Source organism: Hyphomicrobiales bacterium (assembly GCA_030688605.1).
Lineage (GTDB): Bacteria > Pseudomonadota > Alphaproteobacteria > Rhizobiales > NORP267 > JAUYJB01.
On the sequence record JAUYJB010000129.1, the window covers coordinates 1 to 15,833 of the forward strand.

Genomic DNA, 15,833 nt, shown 5'->3' on the forward strand with positions numbered 1-15,833 from the left:
AACACGAAAACATCGAACAACGCATGATGTTCGCCGATGACGTGGCGCACAAAAACAAGCTGCTCAGCCATCTGCTGACCGACAGCGAAGTGAATCAGGCGCTGGTGTTCACCGCCAGTGCATCGGCCAACAGCCGCAACACCGCCACGGCGCAAAATCATCCCGGTCAAATGGTTCCCTATAACCATGAACCGCTCTAGCGCCCGTCCGCGCATACGGCCAGCGGACCGCCAGGTTCCGGCACGGCATTCTTGTCCAGGCCCTCGATGGCGGCGCGGCCCATGGCCAGGACCGCCTCCTCGGAGCTGCCGCCGATATGTGGCGTGCCCAGGAAATTGGACAGACGTAAAAGCTCCAAATCCTGCGGCGGTTCGATAGCGAACACATCGAAGGCGGCGCCGGCAAGCCGGCCGTCCTTCAACATGGCCTTCAGCGCGTCTTCATCGACCAGCCCGCCGCGCGCGGCGTTAATCAGCAATGCGTCCGGTTTCATCAGCGCCAGCCGGTCGGCGCTCAGCATGCCGCGGGTGCTGTCGTCAAGCGGCACATGCAAGGTGACGATGTCGGCGCGGCGCAGGATCTCCTCAAGACCCACAGGCTCCACCTGGTGGGCGGCGTAGAACTGGGGGAAATCCAATAAGTCATGGGCCAGGACCCTGCATCCGAAAGCCCGCAACAGCGGTGTCAGGTCCTTGCCGATGTGACCGCAGCCGATGATGCCGACCGTGCGGCCCGACATCTGCCGCCCGATCCGGTTCTTCCAGATTCCCTCGTGGACTTCTCGGCCGACCAGCGGCACAAGGCGCAGAAGCGATATCATGAAGGCGATGACGAGCTCGGCGACCGAACGGCGATTGACCCCTCCGGTCCAGCCCAAGCGGACCCCGTGGCGGGCCATCGCCGCCATGTCGATCATGTCGGTGCCGACGCCGTATTTGCTCACCACCTCTAGTTCCGGAAGAGACGCCAGAATGGATTCGTCCAGCGTTTCCAATCCGGTGATCAGCTTTTTGCGCCCCCGTGCGAATTCGACCAGCCGCTCGCCCGCGAGTTTCAGGCCCTGATCGTTGAAGCGAACGTCCGAATAGCGCTCCAAAAGCTCGGCCCGCAGAACCGGATGGACGGAAAAGGATCGGGAAGTCACGGCAATCGGGCTATTGTCCTTCATGCGGGACTCCTGGCGACCCGGAATATGGGTTGTTGCGGCTGGATTCCGGTGATCCCTTGAAGCCGGAACGCCACGCTTCCACGGTCACTTCCAAGGCTGGATTGCTGTTTTAACGCGAGCCCGACGATACCATCGGTTTGACGACCGCGGTTTCTGATTCGTCGCTCCCGCTTCTTGCGGCCTGTTTCCCCGTAAACGACTCATCGGCTTCATAAATGGCATAGACCAGACGCATGGCTTCATAGGCGTCCTTGGAATTGCCATTTCGGACCGGACCGCCGGTGCGGATGCAATCAACGAACTCGGCGAGCTCCAACTTCCACGACGGGTCCGTGTTGCAGAACGTGGATAGTTCGTGCGGATTGCCAATGGCGTAGCCCGTGTGCTTGCGAGCGTGCGTGATCCATTCGTCACGATAGCTGCGGGTCGACGAGGGCATCCCCTCCACCGTCACGAAACCGTCCGACATGTAGATATCGAGGGTGAATCGGTGCTTCCATTGGGTGAACGAGCTGTGCAGCATCGCGATGCGCCCAGACGCGTCCCGCAGCAAGGCGAACGCATTATCCTCCAAAGGCCTGTCCCAATAGGCTGCCGTGCACATGCTCTTGATTTCGACGAATTCGCCGCAAAAGTGACGGAACAGGTCGAGCATGTGAATGCCTTGATCGAGCAGTATCCCGCCGCCGGCGATCTCCGGATCGTCGCGCCACTCCTGTGGGCTTCCGGATCCTTCGGCTTTGCCGTAGACGCCGCGCATCCAGAGAACCTTGCCGTAGATTTCACTATCGACGATGCGCTTGGCCTCCTGGATGCCGAAGTGATAGCGGTGATTGAAACCAAATTTGAGAGTCAGTCCAGGATTGCGCCGCTCGGCAGCGAGTATCCGCTCTACGTCGTCAAGGTTGCGCCCCGGCGGTTTTTCGCAAAATACGTGCTTGCCGGCATCGAGTGCGGCCACTGCCACGTCCGGAGCGAACCGATTCGGCGTGCACACGAAGACAGCGTCAACGTCGGATTCGATCACGGCCTGGTAGTCGGGGCAAAGCTGTATACCGTCCATGCCGCTTTTCGGCGGGTTCGGATCCGTCCCGGAGATCAAGATTGTCTCTTTGTTGTCTCGAATGGTGTCGGCCCGGATCTTGCCCATCTTGCCCAAACCGACAATGCCAATGTGCAAGGGTTTGTTCATCAGCGTTCAGCCTATCGACAGTGCGCGCGACCGCTTTCGATCTGTCGCCGTGTGCGACCAGGAGGGTGGCCCAGATATGCTCCAACGCGTTGAGTGATGCCCGGTTATGGGCCTCTTTTCCACTATTTTCTAGAATTATAGGAAATGTGCCAAGTCGCTGTTCTGATGCCCATTTTGGTCCCCACCCTGCAGAGCCAATAGAGTATTGGTCTAAAAAAAGTGTGTCAACTTATTGAGTCTGAACGGAAATGACTGCCCATCTCTGGACCACCGTATGACCCGTGTCAGGACCGATCTTGGGAACGCCGCCATCCATGCGCACCCAAGCCGCAGCCGTTTCCTTCGGAGGTCCGCCTGGATGTCGAATACCGCGCGTTTGACCGGGTGATGGCCATTCCGATTTACCTTGCTTGCATTTGCAGCTTGATATTCAAGGCATTGGCTGAGAATTAGCTTCGCTTCCAGTGATGGGCTCTTATGAAGAGGCATCCGTCGGGTGGTGTGATGCAGTGGGTGCGACATTCCTGCCCAAGTGGGGCGCAGCAAGACCGTTGATGACAACTTGCTTCGCGGCGTGCGCGCGCGGCTTGCTTCATCTTGACACGGACGACTTCGTCATGTGTCTTCCTTTATGCCTTCTGCCCGGTTCGCTCGCAGCCGGAGGGGTCCATTCACATGCCAATCACTAACAGAGAGGCGACGTTCTTTCCCTATCGCGTGCCGCCGATAGCCGTCTATATTCTGCTATTTCTCTTTTCCGTATTGATCTTCGCGCTTTACGGCCTCGACTTGCCGTTGCACCGAGATAACGGCATCTACGTTTACTCGGGCCAGCGCCTGCTCCTGGGCGAAATCCCCTATCAAAGTGTCTTTGATGGGAAAACGCCTATGACGCCTTTCGTTACGGCCTTTGCTCTCTACATTTCACAACCGTTTTTCGACGATCCTCTCAGAGGAATGAGGGTCGTATATATGATCATTGGCATCATCACTATATTGCTTTCCTATCCCCTTGCTCAAAAACTGTTCAAGGACAAGTTCGCCGCCATACTGGCTCCTTTGATGATGATCGGCCTTCACGGCTATATGTTCCAGGCGGCCATCGGCGCCAGGCCGAAACAGCTCCTCCTCATATTCTTTGTCACCGGCCTTATCTTTCTTTTGGACAAGAGGTGGCTGCTGTTGGGGTTCTTTGCCGCCCTGTGCGCCTTCACCTGGCAGCCCTCCGGCGTCTTGTTCTTAGGCTCCCTGCTCTATGCCCTCCTACAAAGGAAAGAAGAACGGCTAAGGGCTCTCAGCATGCTCATACTCGGAGCCGCGGTCCCAACCGTCGTTATTGGCGGGTATTTCTTCCTGAATGGGGCATTCAAGGAGTTCATCCAAGGCGCCTTCATTGTTCACTCTTATCTCTCGCGCGCCGACGAACACGAATTATATAACATTTTCAAGATGATATTCTTAGGCTACCCGTTCTCATCCGGGCTTATCCTGCTCGGTCTGGCGGCGTTCTTCATCTATGGCTTCATCAGGACGATATGGTCGGGGGGAACGCGTCTGACCGACAATCCATATGTGCCCCTGATCGTCATCTACTCTCTGATCTGGATCGCCTCGCTCCTGAATTTCCAAGGCTATTCGGACTTCTACATCTTCCTGCCGTTTACGGTTTTGGGCTTCATCATCCTGTACAGGGCGGTCATCGAATTCATCACCGACAAGCGCCTTTTGACGGGCGACACGGCGCTGAAGACGTTCAACAGTGTGGTGCTCTTGATCATGTGCGCTATCCCATTCTTAAACCTTGGATTTTCGGACATCATCTCCGATCACACCGCGATTTGGAGAGGTGCGCTTGGGGAGCAGAAGAAAGCCTATTCCGATGTCATGAAGGCAGCTCTCGGCAGCTATGATGAGAACACCACGACCGTGGCAATCGCGATTCCCGAGCTCCCTGCCCTGCTCGGCCTGAGGAACGTGAATCCCTATGTTCTTAATGACATACCGGGTTATGATGCATTTATCGCCAGCAATTATTCGAATGGATTTGCCGGTTGGCTCGACGAGATGAGCGCAAGGAATCCAGACATAGTGATCATTAAGACGTCAGAGTTGGGAAAATATTCGCAAAGCGCCCGGGAAATGCTCATCGACTGGGCGAACTCGCGCTTTTCCTACGTTTCTGCAAATGAGGCGATTCATTCAGAAAAATTCCGCAGCACGGATGTGCATACATGGGTTAGGGCCAGGTGATTGGCCGGCAGACGATCGCCATCTCATCGAAAACGAGAATTCGGCTGCCGTAAGAACGTGCGCGGCGTTTATTCATTGGGCATGCCACCGCACGACGACTCTCCGTTGGTCCAGGTTTCATTTTGACCACGACTTTCGGCGGGTTTCTAATCGACGCGGCGCTGGCGGTCGCGCCCCTGTTGCGAACAGTCCCTATTTGGGTTGGTATGGCTCTTGCTTTCTTGCTTTATTGCGGTGAACGACTCCGGGGGTTAGGGGTAAAGGCATGCTGAAGCGAGAGGCGAACAGGAGCGCTGACAAAGCCATATGTCTTTGTGTCGATCTCGACGGCACTTTGATACGGAGCGACTCCCTGGCGGAGTCGTTTCTCGCCCTGATCGCCAAAAATTTGTTTTATTGCCTGCTCGTTCCGATTTGGCTGCTGCGCGGCAAGGCCTATTTGAAACGGCAAATCGCCAGACGGGTCGACATCGAACCGTCGCTGCTTCCCTATAATGAAGAGCTTCTGCGCTATCTCAAGGCGGAAAAGGCGTCCGGCCGGCCGCTGGCCTTGGCAACCGCGGCCGATGAGCTCCACGCCAATGCAATCGCGGAGCATCTCGGGATTTTTGACGCGGTCTTTGCCAGCGATGGCGATACGAATCTTTCCGGCAGCCGCAAACTGGATCGGCTGAACGCGGCATTCGGCGTCGGCAATTTCGATTATGCCGCCAACAGCAAGGTTGACCTGCCGATATGGCAGAGCGCCCGCGAGGCGATCATTGTGAACCCTCACTCCGGCGTGCAAGCGCAGGCCGCCAAAGTCGCCGATGTCGCGCGCGTCTTTGACGACCGCAGGGGCTGGTTCCGTCAGCTCGTCAACGCATTGCGCCTTCATCAATGGGTGAAGAACGTTTTGATCTTCGTGCCGCTGGTCCTCGACCACCGGATCAACGAGCCCGGCCTTTTGATACAGGCATTTTGGGCCTTTTGCGCGTTCGGCTTCTGCGCTTCGAGTGTCTATATCCTAAATGATTTGGTCGACATTGCCGCCGATCGAAAACACCAGACCAAGCGTAGGCGCCCATTCGCCTCGGGCAGGCTTCCGATAGCTCTCGGAACCGCTATGATTCCGCTGCTGCTGGCTATTTCGCTCGGCTTCGCATCGCTGTTGCCAATAGAGTTCCTTGGCGGACTGGGGCTCTACTATCTGATCACGCTGGCCTACACCTTCCGGCTCAAGCGGGTGCAAATCATCGATGTGATCGTCTTGGCCGGTCTGTACACGATGCGGATCATTGCCGGCGGATTGGCGGTCGATGTCACGCCTTCCTTCTGGCTGCTGTCATTTTCCATGTTCTTCTTCCTGAGCCTGGCGCTGGCAAAGCGCTATGTAGAACTATCGGCAATCCAGGCACAGGAAATGACCAAGAGCCATGGCCGGGGCTACGTCGCCCAGGACCTGGAGACGATGGCCCATTTCGGCATCAATGGCGGCTATATCGCGATCCTGGTGCTTGCGCTCTACATAAACAGCGAGGACGTGACGGCGCTCTACGTCCATCCGGAAGTCATTTGGCTTCTGTGCCCGATCGTTCTCTATCTTGTGAGCCGGATTTGGCTCAAGGCCCGGCGCAATGAGCTGCATGAGGATCCGGTGATCTTTGTTCTGCGCGATCTCCGCAGCCAGCTGCTGGTAGCGATCGGTGCCATATTGTTGTGGATCGCAACAGTGCTGCCACAATGACGCGGCGGACCTATGAGTCTTGGGGGCGCTACCCAAAAGCCGACCACCAAGTCTATGTTCTGGGCGCTCGATGCGAGAAGCTCCCGGCCGCGGAGCTGTCGGACAAGTCGCTCCTGCCCTTCGGCAATGGCCGAAGCTATGGTGATGTGTGCTTGAATGACGGCGGGGTGCTCATTGATTGCCGGGGACTGAACCGGATCATCTCCTTCGATGAACAGCGCGGCGTTCTGCGCTGCGAAGCCGGTGTTCTTCTGTCGGAGATATTGCGGGAGGTCGTCGCCAAGGGGTGGTTCCTTCCGGTGACGCCCGGCACCCAGTTCGTCACTGTCGGCGGCGCCATCGCCAATGACGTCCATGGCAAGAATCATCACAATTCAGGGACATTCGGCTGCCACCTCACCTGCTTTGAGCTATTGCGCTCGGACGGAACGCGGCTCGTGTGCTCGGCGGCGGAGAATCCGGACTTTTTCGGTGCCACCATCGGCGGACTCGGCCTGACCGGCGTGATCACGTGGGCCGAATTCAATCTCAAGAAGATCCCAAGCCCATGCATCATGCAGGAGGTGGTCCGTTTCGGCAGTCTTGACGAATTTTTCGAACTATCAGCCGCCTCCGACCGGAGCTTCGAATACACGGTTGCGTGGATCGATTGCCTCGCCAAGGGCCCGTCGCTCGGGCGGGGGCTGTTCATGCGCGGCAATCACGCCGGGCCTGCGGAGTGCCCAAGGCAGGCAGGGCCTCGCCTGCAGTTCACTTTTCCTTTCGACCCGCCATTTACGCTCGTCAACAATTTCAGCCTGCACCTCTTCAACAGTCTCTATTACCGCAAGCAGCTGCGGAAACGCTCAAGAGCCGCGATCCACTATGCCCCATTCTTCTACCCCCTGGACACCATCCGTTCCTGGAACCGCATGTATGGCTCGCGCGGGTTTCTTCAGTATCAGTGCGTCGTCCCCTTCGACAACGGGCACGAGGCGATCAAGGAGATCCTGGAGAAGATCGCATCGGCCGGCAGCGGCTCGTTTCTCGCCGTATTGAAGGCATTCGGCGACATAACGTCTCCGGGTCTCCTATCGTTTCCCCGGCCTGGCGTGACGCTGGCCTTGGATTTTCCCCATCGGGGCCAGCCCACTCTGGATCTGTTGGACCGGCTGGATCTCATTACCGGGGAAGCCTGCGGTGCGGTCTATCCCGCCAAGGACGCGCGCATGAGTGCGGCAAGCTACCGCAAATACTATCCGCGATGGCCCGACATGGCGAAGTTCATCGATCCGCGTTTCTCATCGAGTTTTTGGCGGCGCGTAACGAATCCGGCTGAAACCTAGGTCCATTTACTCAAGCAACCCAGTTTGCTTGATCTTTCGATTGCGCCCCCTAATATCGCGCCCGCCTCATGCACGGCGTTACCCCATGGCCTTCGAGGAAAGTGCCCGCGTTATGAACACCCTTCCGAAACCAAATCTGCTGACCGTCGAAGATGCCAAGAGCTTGGATCGTGCGCGTGTCACCGAGCTTTTCTCCGGTCACCTCAATCCCGGCCAGCTGCACTTCATGAAAATCCTCGGGTTTCATCGCGTCATCGTCGATCACGCCGAGGGCATGCATTATTACGATCGGGACGGCCGTCCGATCCTGGATTTTTTCGGCGGCTTCGGGTCCCTGGGCTTCGGTCACAATCATCCGCGCATATTGGCGGCCCGTAAGGCTTTCCAGGACGAGAAGCGCCACGAGATCGCGATGGCCTTTCTGTCCCAATATGCCGCCGTGCTCGCGCATAATCTGGCCGAAATCTCTCCCGGCGACCTCGACATGGTGTTTCTCGGCTCCTCCGGCTCCGAAGCCATGGAAGCGGCGATCAAGGTCGCCGAGCAGGCGCAAGGTCCCTCCCGCGCCAAGATCATTTACGCCGAGAACAGCTTCCACGGTAAGACGAAGGGTGCCTTGTCGGTTACCGATTCAGAGCTCTACCGGTCCAGATTCAAGCTGGTCGAGAACACGGTGCGCGTGCCCTTTGGCGACATCGACGCCATCGAAGCTGCCATCCAGGCGGATCCGGAGATCGGCATCGTGGTCATGGAGACGATTCAAGGCGGTGCCGGGATCGTACGTGCACCGGACGGATTTTGGCGCGAGCTGCGCGCATTGTGCGACAAGCACGGCGTGTTGTGGGTCGCCGACGAGGTGCAGTGCGGGCTCGGCCGAACCGGACGGTTCTACGCCTTCGAGCATGAGGGGGTCGTCCCCGACGTGACCGCCCTTGCCAAGTCGCTGGGCGGCGGAAAATGCGCCATGGGCGCCATGATCTCCCGCCGAGAAATCTACATGAAGGCTTATGGGCAGCCGAAAAATGCCTTGATCCATGGCCCGGCGACCTTCGGCGGGATCGGCGAGGCCTGCTGCACGGCCATCGAAGCGCTCAACATTCTCTATGACGAGGGGCTCATCGACAATTCGGCGGCCCAGGGCGCCTATCTGCTTGAGCGTCTTCGCGCTCTCAAGGCCAAATACCCGAAGCTCATTCACGACGTCCGCGGCCAGGGACTGATGGTCGGGCTCGAGTTCAGCGATTTCAGCCGCACCATGCCGATGGGCGTTCGTCAGATGGTCTCCATGCTCGACGAAAAGGTCAAAGGCAGCCTCAGCGCCTTTGTCGGCAGCCTCCTGCTCCGCGACTACGGAATTCTGGTCGCCTTTACCGAATATAACCGCAATGTGATCCGCCTGGAGCCGCCCATGATCGTCGGCCGGGAGCATATCGACCAGCTGATCGACGCGCTCGACGATCTGCTGTCGCGCGGCATCGTCGGCATCGTACGCGACTTCCTCAAAGGTCTTGCGAAGGGCCGCGACGGCTAATCCTGTGTATCTTGCGTTTCCCCCGCCGCCAACGATGGAGGCGCCTCGGAGAGATAGCCCTTGCCCGCCGATCCGGTGCCTTCCAGAACCAGCACGAAAACCAAGCCGATCGTCACGGCAAACCACAGCGTGACAAGGCGGCAGATAAGCATCGCCGCGACAGCGGTGCCTGCGTCGACGCCCAGCAATATCAGCGACCCGCCCATCACGGCTTCGGTGCTGCCAAGACCGCCCGGAATGAAGGACAGCGCGCCGGCCAGGATGGCGAGCGAGTAGACTCCCACCGCCACCGGCCATGACACGTCGGCCCCGAGGCCTGCCAGAATGAGATGCAGGGCGCAGCCTTCCACCCCCCAGCCGATCAAACCGAGCGCCAAGCCGGCCAGCAGCGGTCCGCTCTTGAGGAGCGCAGCGGCGGCCTGCACGAGATCGATGAAATGTTGCCCGAACGTCCTCAGTTTCGGGGATGAGAGCTTGGCAAATCGATCCGCGAACCATCCCTGCAGGCGTTCGCTGCGAACGGCGACGAGTACGCCGGCAATGACAAGGATGACCCCGCCAAGAAGCTGATAGTGGGAAAAGGCGGACACAAAAAGAAGTGAAAGCAAAATCAGGGTGATCACATCGAGCAGACGCTCGGCGAAAAACGCAGCGAGACTGTGCCGGTAGGGCACGCCGTGATGTTCGAGATAGGTAGAGCGGACCGTTTCGCCGATCTTTCCGGGAGTCGCGGTGAACGCGAACCCCGCGAAATACACGGCGATGTGCTGAAACAGGGGGACCCTATGGCCGAGTAACGCCATATAGCCACACCAGCGTATGGCCCTTAGGCAATAACTGAAGAGCGGAAGGGAGAGAATGATCATCCATTCCACGGGCGAAATGGACAGGATTGCGCCGGATGATTTTTCCCAATTGAGAGACAGCGCAATAATCAGATAGATCAAAAAGGCAAGCGCAACCGTCAAGATCACTGGGCGACGATATTTACGGAAGTGTTTCAAAACCAGGACCGGGTACGATGGAGATCACCACTCATACCATGGTATGAATGGGACATGCCCGATTGTTTCGAATAAGGCAAATTTTGGGGAATACCAGCGGCTGCGCGACCTACTTATGCTCATATTCGGCAACGGGTCGCAAGATTAGCCAAGCCATCGGTGCGATTAGCGCGCCGGCCCGGGCGAAGCTGCGCCCTCACCCCAGTCAACTCCGACCAGCTCCACTTGCTGTCCATCCCCATAGAAATTCTCATACACATCCCAGGCGCCGATTTCCGTCACCCGTCCTCCGACCGATTCCACAGCGCTGACGACGTCTTTGTCGTGCACATGCAGGATCAGGTACCTTGGGTGATAATCCTTGAGTCGTTCGACCAGAGGAGTGGTGACCAGCATTGTGTTCATGGAACGAAACCCGGTTTCGATGGCAACCGAATCGGCAATATCCCCAAACACGATGACATTCGACAAGTTGCCCTCGCGCCGAACAATGATGTCGCCCACCCCCTTTGTCATCTGCAGGAACGAAAAACTGGGATTGGCCATATAGTTCACGATGCGTACCGTGCCGGTCACTACGAGAAACGCGACCAGAATGGCGGGCACGACGGTGAACCTGCTGTAGCGCCGGTCCTCGCGCAGCCAGTTCGTCCCTTCTACGGTAGCGATGGCCATCAGTCCGGACAGCGGTATGAGCAGGGGCAGGAAATAGCGCGGTGGCCCGTACCAGACGGGCGTCATCATGAAGTAGTAGACGACGCCCCATATGACGAAGGCGTGGACCAGGGGACTGCGCCGGAATGAAGCGGAAACCACGCCGGCAGCGACGATCAGCACCGCGGCGACCGCGAGAAACGGCACGCCAAGCTGAAGCATCTGCCACAGTTTCCGCACCAGGTTGATGAGCCAGCCTAACACGCCAATGACATGCCGTTCGTCGAAGTTCGTCCTCCTGAATAGCGCATAATCAGCGCTGAAAAAGTGCTGCATAATCAGCTGGTACCCGCCTATGAGCAGCAGGGTCAGGCCAAGGCAGAACAGCGGAAAAACGATGCGCTCTCTCCTGTTTTCGGCGTTCGCCCAGGCGAAATAGGCGATCACCGGGACCGCAAAGAGCATCGAGCTCTTGGCTAGCGTCGCCGCCGCGACGATCAGCGAAGCGGCGGTCAGGCCGAGCATCGCCCACTTCCCCCTCACCTGATCGGCGAGAAAGATGCCGGCCATCGCCACCGACAGTCCCAGCGGCTCCATGATCGCCAGGCGGCTGAAGGCAAATATTTGGTAGTTCGAGATCAGGATGACGGCGGTCAGCAGGCCTGCCCAATCACCAAAATGCCGGCGCACGATGAGCGCCGTAAACGCAATCGCCACCACAATGCAGAGCGCCGCCGAAACACGGGCGGAAAACAGGCCCAGACCGAAAATGCTGTAGGACAGCCGATGCACCAATTGGCCGAGCGGCATGTTGATGATCGGATTGAAATCGCCGTCCAGATACCATTGGCCGTAAACGAAATGCCGGACGGCAGAATTCGTGTACCAGCCCTCATCGGAAAAGAGGACACCGGACCAGGTCGCATCGAGAGGAAAATCCGCATCGAGATTGATGAATCGCAAGCATGCCAGTATCGCGACAAACAGCAACAGGCCTATGGCGACCTGCGGCGCATAGGATACGGGAATGGCCACCTGTCTCATGTTCATGTCCTTCTGCGGCCGGAGGAACGTCCGTGATGCCCCCGATCTGAATGGTCCGGTTCCTATCTCGGAGTCCAGCAACAGCAACAGCGTAGGCTGGCGCGGATCGGATTTACAAGATGGCTTCGCTTGCCGCCGCGTCATGGCCGGGCGCAGGGTGCGGGGAGATTCCGATCATCATTCCGGGCTCCTTGAAGATTCGGGAGCCCTCGTCGCAGTCGTCCGGGCGGATGGCACGGCGTCCGATGAAATGCGTCCCAGCGCCGATCCGGTGCCTTCCAGAACCAGCACGAAAATAATTCCCAAGCCGACGGCGAACCACAGCGTGACGAGGCGGCAGATGAGCGTCGCGGCCACGGCCGTGCCGGGGTCGACGCCGAGCAACATCAGCGATCCGCCCATGACGGCCTCGGTGCTTCCGAGCCCGCCGGGAATGAACGAAACCGCGCCGGCGATGATCGCGACCGAATAGACGCCGACCGCCACCGGCCATCCGACGTCGACGCCGAGACCCGCCAGAATGATGTGCAGGGCATAGCCTTCCGCGCCCCAGCCGATCAGGCCCAGCAACAAGCCGACCAGAAGCGGGCCACTCTTGAGCAAGCTTGAAGCGGCTTGCACGAGATCGATGAAGTGGCCGGCAAGACTTTTCAACCTTTCGGACGAAAAGTCGGCACTTCTTTCCGCAAACCAATTCTGCAGGCGGCGGCTGCGAATCGCAAAGAGCACGCAAACTATGAACACGAAGAAAATTCCGACATGGAGCTGGTAACGGGAAAAGGCAAATATCGAATAGAGGGAAAGCAAGATCATCGTGATCACGTCGACCAGGCGCTCCGCGAAAAATGCGGCCAGACTGTGCTGGTAGGAGACGCCATGCTGCTTGAGATAGACCGAGCGGATCGTTTCGCCGAGCTTGCCGGGCGTCGTCGTGAATGCGAACCCGGCAAAATACACGTACAAATTCTGCAGAAAAGGAACTCTGTTTCCGAGATAGGCCATATAGCCGTACCAGCGCACGGCCCGGATACAGTAATTCACGAGCGAGAGGCCGAGAATGATCAGCCACGCCAAGGCGGACAATGACCGGACCGCGCTATAGGATTTTTGCCAGTCGAGAAACAGCGCAAAAATCAAATAGATAAAGATTGCAAGCGCAACCGATAGGATCAATGGGCGAAAATATTTCTTGGCGTGTTCCACGGCTGCAACCGGCAATTGAGAGGGTTGATGAGACAAATGCCCCTGTTAGTGCAAGACCGATATGACCGCTACCTGTGACGATGCCGGCCATGTGGCGGACTAGCCGGACGTTCCCCGGTCTGAATGTTGACGGTTTTCTACACCCTCTTTTTCATGAAATCATTTGTTGAGCGTGTCTAATTGAAGCCGTTTGCGGGCATGCGGGGCTTCATAACACGGCCCGGCGACGAGCGTTCCCGATTGTCTGGAACGAGGTAAATCCTGGGCAAGGGCGGCGTCTCTGCGATAGCCAACCATTCGAAATGGGATGACAGGAACGGCGCCCAGATCATCCCGCGGCGGTGAAAATGGCGCGCTGTTATGAGCCACGGAACGAACAATCTCCAACGCAACCCGAGACGAACCATTGATCTTGCTGGTGCCGGCTGAGGGATTCGAACCCCCGACCCCCTGATTACAAATCAGGTGCTCTACCGACTGAGCTAAGCCGGCCTGCGCGAGAATGGCTACGCGCGCCCTATGCGCGACGGACATGCTCGACGAACCCGCGCGACAAATAGGCTATTCGCGGCCCGCTGTCCACGCGCGCGGCCGGGTCGAAAACGGCCCTGGAGCGTTCGCCTGTCAAATGGATTCATTTGAGCTGCAAATACTCCAGACAAATCCGTGTGCAGGACTAAATTGCGCTTTGCCTCGCCGCCACTCTCGGACATTATTCCCGAACGCCGGATTTCGCCGGAAGATCAAGGTGAACGGTCGCGGCTATGATCGACCCGAAGGACGAGGATTTTACGGTCGGCATCGTCGGCGCCGGCGCCATGGGCCAGGGCGTTGCCCAGGTTTGCCTGACCGGCGGCATGAACGTGATTCTGCACGACGTGCGGGAGGGGGCAGCGGAGGATGGGCTCGCAGCGGTCCTCAAGCGGCTTGCCCGGCTGGTTGAGAAGGGGCGTTTTCACGAGCGCGACCTCGCCCGGATGCGCGGCCATGCCATCGCCGCCTCGGGACTTGCCGATTTCTCCGCCTGCCATCTGGTGGTGGAAGCCGTGTTCGAGGACCTCGACCTGAAACAACGTGTTTTCGGCGCGATCGAGGACGCGGTGTCGGAGGACTGCGTGATCGCTTCCAACACCTCTTCGATCCTTATTTCTTCGATCGCTCGCACCTGCCGCAACCGTGGCCGCATCGCCGGCATGCATTTCTTCAATCCGGTGCCACTGATGCAGCTCGTCGAGGTGGTGCGCGGCCCGGAGACCCGACCCGAGGTGATCGACTTCCTGGTCGTCGCCGGCAAGCGCATGGGGCGGACGCCGGTGGTGGCCAAGGACGCCCCGGGCTTCATCGTCAATTTCGGCGGCCGCGCCTATATCACCGAGGCGATGCGCATCGTCCACGAAGGTATCGCCAGCCCGGCCGAGATCGACGCCATCATGCGGGATTGCGGCCATTTCCGCATGGGGCCGTGCGAGTTGATGGACCTGACGGGCATCGACGTGAACTATCCGGTCACCCGCATCGTCTATCGCGGCTATGACGACGAGCCGCGCCTGAAGACCGCCTTCCCGCACCGCGCGCTGATGGAATCGGGCCGCTTCGGGCGCAAGGCCGGCCAGGGAAACTACACATACGACAAGGACGGCAAGATGATCGACCCGCCGAGCGCGGACTTCGCAACCAATGCCGCGCCGGCGGACAAGGTTGCGCTCGTCGAGCCCGACGCGAGGCTGGAAGGCTTTGCCGCCGATGTCGGCCTTCCGATCGCCAAGGATGACGGCGCCGTGCCGCTTCTTGCCGCCCCCGTCGGTGAGGACTGCACGGCCCTTGCCGTGCGCACGGGGAGCGATTTCCACCGCCTCGTCGGTGTCGACCTCAGCGCCGACGTTTCCAAGCGGGTCACCGTCATGACCGCGCCCGGAGCCGATGCAGCCAGCCGCGACAGCGTCTGCGCCCGCATCATCGCCGCCGGCCGCGCCGTCACCTTGATCAAGGATTCGCCCGGCTTCGTCGCCCAGCGGATCCGCGCCATGATCGCCAATCTCGGCTGCGAGATGGCCCAGCTCGGCGTCGCCGCGCCGGGACAGATCGACCTGGCCCTTCGTCTCGGCCTCAACTACCCGCTCGGCCCCTTGGAGCTTGCCACCGATATCGGCGCCAAAAACGTGCTCGCCACGCTGGAGCGGATGCAGGCCATCACCGGCGAGGACCGCTATCGGCCCAGCCAGTGGCTGCGGCGGCGCGCCCTTCTGGGCCTCGACATCGCGACCCCCGACTGAGCCGGCAACGCATTCGCCTGGGCCGCATTTTTTCGTTTTCACATCAGCTTCACGAAGGTTTGTCAGGGTGTGACAGGCCGCAGCGCACGGCCGGGTGCTAGGATGTTTCCATGAATTGCGGCGCAGCACCGGCAAGCGGCAGCGCGCCGAGGACGGGAGAAGCACCATCATGATCTCCAAGCTGCAACCCTGCGATAGCCGCGCCCATTGCTATTTCTATGGGCTGACCATTGCAGGCGCCCTGTGGGGCCTGCTGATTGTGGCGGCAACGCTGAGCTAGAGCGGTTCATGGTTATAGGGGATCGATTCGATGGGCCAAATTGGTTCATCCGGGCAGGCGTGGGCCGCGACGCGCGATACGGGATATCGGGCGAGCGCGGCAACGAACCCGGTGGGCCGATTTGGCCCACCGAAGGCCGGGTTCTTTTGCGCCGTGGCGGTGTTGCGGCTGTTGGCCGATGCA

The 15,833-nt window shown here is 59.0% G+C and carries 13 protein-coding genes and 1 tRNA gene; 7 read left to right on the top strand and 7 right to left on the bottom strand.

What is annotated here, in order from left to right; translation table 11 throughout:
* The coding region (locus tag Q8P46_13900; GenBank protein ID MDP2621242.1) for a hypothetical protein at window positions 1-200 on the top strand (200 nt) is incomplete at its 5' end.
* On the opposite strand, the gene Q8P46_13905 is transcribed toward Q8P46_13900, so the two are convergent.
* Window positions 197-1,168, bottom strand: coding sequence for a phosphoglycerate dehydrogenase (locus tag Q8P46_13905; protein MDP2621243.1), 972 nt, complete (start codon window positions 1,166-1,168; stop codon window positions 197-199). The two genes, Q8P46_13900 and Q8P46_13905, sit on opposite strands and share 4 nt — an antisense overlap.
* A 109-nt stretch (window positions 1,169-1,277) precedes the next feature.
* The gene (locus Q8P46_13910) at window positions 1,278-2,360 is read right to left on the bottom strand and encodes a Gfo/Idh/MocA family oxidoreductase (GenBank protein ID MDP2621244.1); all 1,083 of its coding nucleotides are present in this window, start codon (window positions 2,358-2,360) and stop codon (window positions 1,278-1,280) included.
* A gap of 675 nt (window positions 2,361-3,035) precedes the next feature.
* Here Q8P46_13910 and Q8P46_13915 point away from each other — a divergent pair.
* The 4 genes from Q8P46_13915 to Q8P46_13930 all read left to right on the top strand — a co-directional run bounded on the left by Q8P46_13915 (window position 3,036) and on the right by Q8P46_13930 (window position 9,192).
* Complete coding sequence (locus tag Q8P46_13915; protein ID MDP2621245.1) at window positions 3,036-4,610, top strand: DolP-mannose mannosyltransferase; 1,575 nt, start codon at window positions 3,036-3,038, stop codon at window positions 4,608-4,610.
* Between the two features lie 265 nt (window positions 4,611-4,875).
* On the top strand, window positions 4,876-6,336 hold the full coding sequence (locus Q8P46_13920; GenBank protein ID MDP2621246.1) for a UbiA family prenyltransferase: 1,461 nt from the start codon (window positions 4,876-4,878) through the stop codon (window positions 6,334-6,336).
* Complete coding sequence (locus Q8P46_13925; protein MDP2621247.1) at window positions 6,333-7,661, top strand: FAD-binding oxidoreductase; 1,329 nt, start codon at window positions 6,333-6,335, stop codon at window positions 7,659-7,661. Before Q8P46_13920 ends, Q8P46_13925 begins: the two co-directional genes overlap by 4 nt.
* Window positions 7,662-7,746: 85 nt before the next feature.
* Window positions 7,747-9,192, top strand: coding sequence for an aspartate aminotransferase family protein (locus Q8P46_13930; GenBank protein MDP2621248.1), 1,446 nt, complete (start codon window positions 7,747-7,749; stop codon window positions 9,190-9,192).
* Here the strand turns inward: Q8P46_13930 and Q8P46_13935 are convergent.
* The 4 genes from Q8P46_13935 to Q8P46_13950 all read right to left on the bottom strand — a co-directional run bounded on the left by Q8P46_13935 (window position 9,189) and on the right by Q8P46_13950 (window position 13,589).
* On the bottom strand, window positions 9,189-10,160 hold the full coding sequence (locus Q8P46_13935; protein ID MDP2621249.1) for a lysylphosphatidylglycerol synthase transmembrane domain-containing protein: 972 nt from the start codon (window positions 10,158-10,160) through the stop codon (window positions 9,189-9,191). The two genes, Q8P46_13930 and Q8P46_13935, sit on opposite strands and share 4 nt — an antisense overlap.
* A gap of 201 nt (window positions 10,161-10,361) precedes the next feature.
* Window positions 10,362-11,894, bottom strand: coding sequence for a glycosyltransferase family 39 protein (locus Q8P46_13940; protein MDP2621250.1), 1,533 nt, complete (start codon window positions 11,892-11,894; stop codon window positions 10,362-10,364).
* Window positions 11,895-12,071: 177 nt separating this feature from the next.
* Window positions 12,072-13,067: a lysylphosphatidylglycerol synthase transmembrane domain-containing protein gene (locus Q8P46_13945; protein ID MDP2621251.1), complete on the bottom strand. Its 996-nt coding sequence runs from the start codon at window positions 13,065-13,067 to the stop codon at window positions 12,072-12,074.
* Window positions 13,068-13,513: 446 nt separating this feature from the next.
* Window positions 13,514-13,589: transfer RNA gene (locus Q8P46_13950), tRNA-Thr, on the bottom strand.
* Between the two features lie 272 nt (window positions 13,590-13,861).
* Here Q8P46_13950 and Q8P46_13955 point away from each other — a divergent pair.
* Both Q8P46_13955 and Q8P46_13960 read left to right on the top strand, forming a co-directional pair.
* Window positions 13,862-15,370, top strand: coding sequence for a 3-hydroxyacyl-CoA dehydrogenase (locus Q8P46_13955; protein ID MDP2621252.1), 1,509 nt, complete (start codon window positions 13,862-13,864; stop codon window positions 15,368-15,370).
* Between the two features lie 115 nt (window positions 15,371-15,485).
* Window positions 15,486-15,650 carry a hypothetical protein gene (locus Q8P46_13960; GenBank protein MDP2621253.1) on the top strand — a complete coding sequence of 55 codons (165 nt, stop codon included), beginning with the start codon at window positions 15,486-15,488 and terminating at the stop codon, window positions 15,648-15,650.
* Here Q8P46_13960 and Q8P46_13965 read toward each other — a convergent pair.
* Window positions 15,647-15,833, bottom strand: a 187-nt coding sequence (locus tag Q8P46_13965) for a hypothetical protein (protein MDP2621254.1), incomplete at its 5' end; no start/stop codon positions are given. The two genes, Q8P46_13960 and Q8P46_13965, sit on opposite strands and share 4 nt — an antisense overlap.

What these genes read in the sequence shown, in the direction of transcription:
- Q8P46_13905 (MDP2621243.1), bottom strand. Translation starts at nt 1,168, where the DNA reads ATGAAGGACAATAGCCCGATTGCCGTGACTTCCCGATCCTTTTCCGTC.
- Q8P46_13910 (MDP2621244.1), bottom strand. Translation starts at nt 2,360, where the DNA reads ATGAACAAACCCTTGCACATTGGCATTGTCGGTTTGGGCAAGATGGGC.
- Q8P46_13915 (MDP2621245.1), top strand. Translation starts at nt 3,036, where the DNA reads ATGCCAATCACTAACAGAGAGGCGACGTTCTTTCCCTATCGCGTGCCG.
- Q8P46_13920 (MDP2621246.1), top strand. Translation starts at nt 4,876, where the DNA reads ATGCTGAAGCGAGAGGCGAACAGGAGCGCTGACAAAGCCATATGTCTT.
- Q8P46_13925 (MDP2621247.1), top strand. Translation starts at nt 6,333, where the DNA reads ATGACGCGGCGGACCTATGAGTCTTGGGGGCGCTACCCAAAAGCCGAC.
- Q8P46_13930 (MDP2621248.1), top strand. Translation starts at nt 7,747, where the DNA reads ATGGCCTTCGAGGAAAGTGCCCGCGTTATGAACACCCTTCCGAAACCA.
- Q8P46_13940 (MDP2621250.1), bottom strand. Translation starts at nt 11,894, where the DNA reads ATGAGACAGGTGGCCATTCCCGTATCCTATGCGCCGCAGGTCGCCATA.
- Q8P46_13955 (MDP2621252.1), top strand. Translation starts at nt 13,862, where the DNA reads ATGATCGACCCGAAGGACGAGGATTTTACGGTCGGCATCGTCGGCGCC.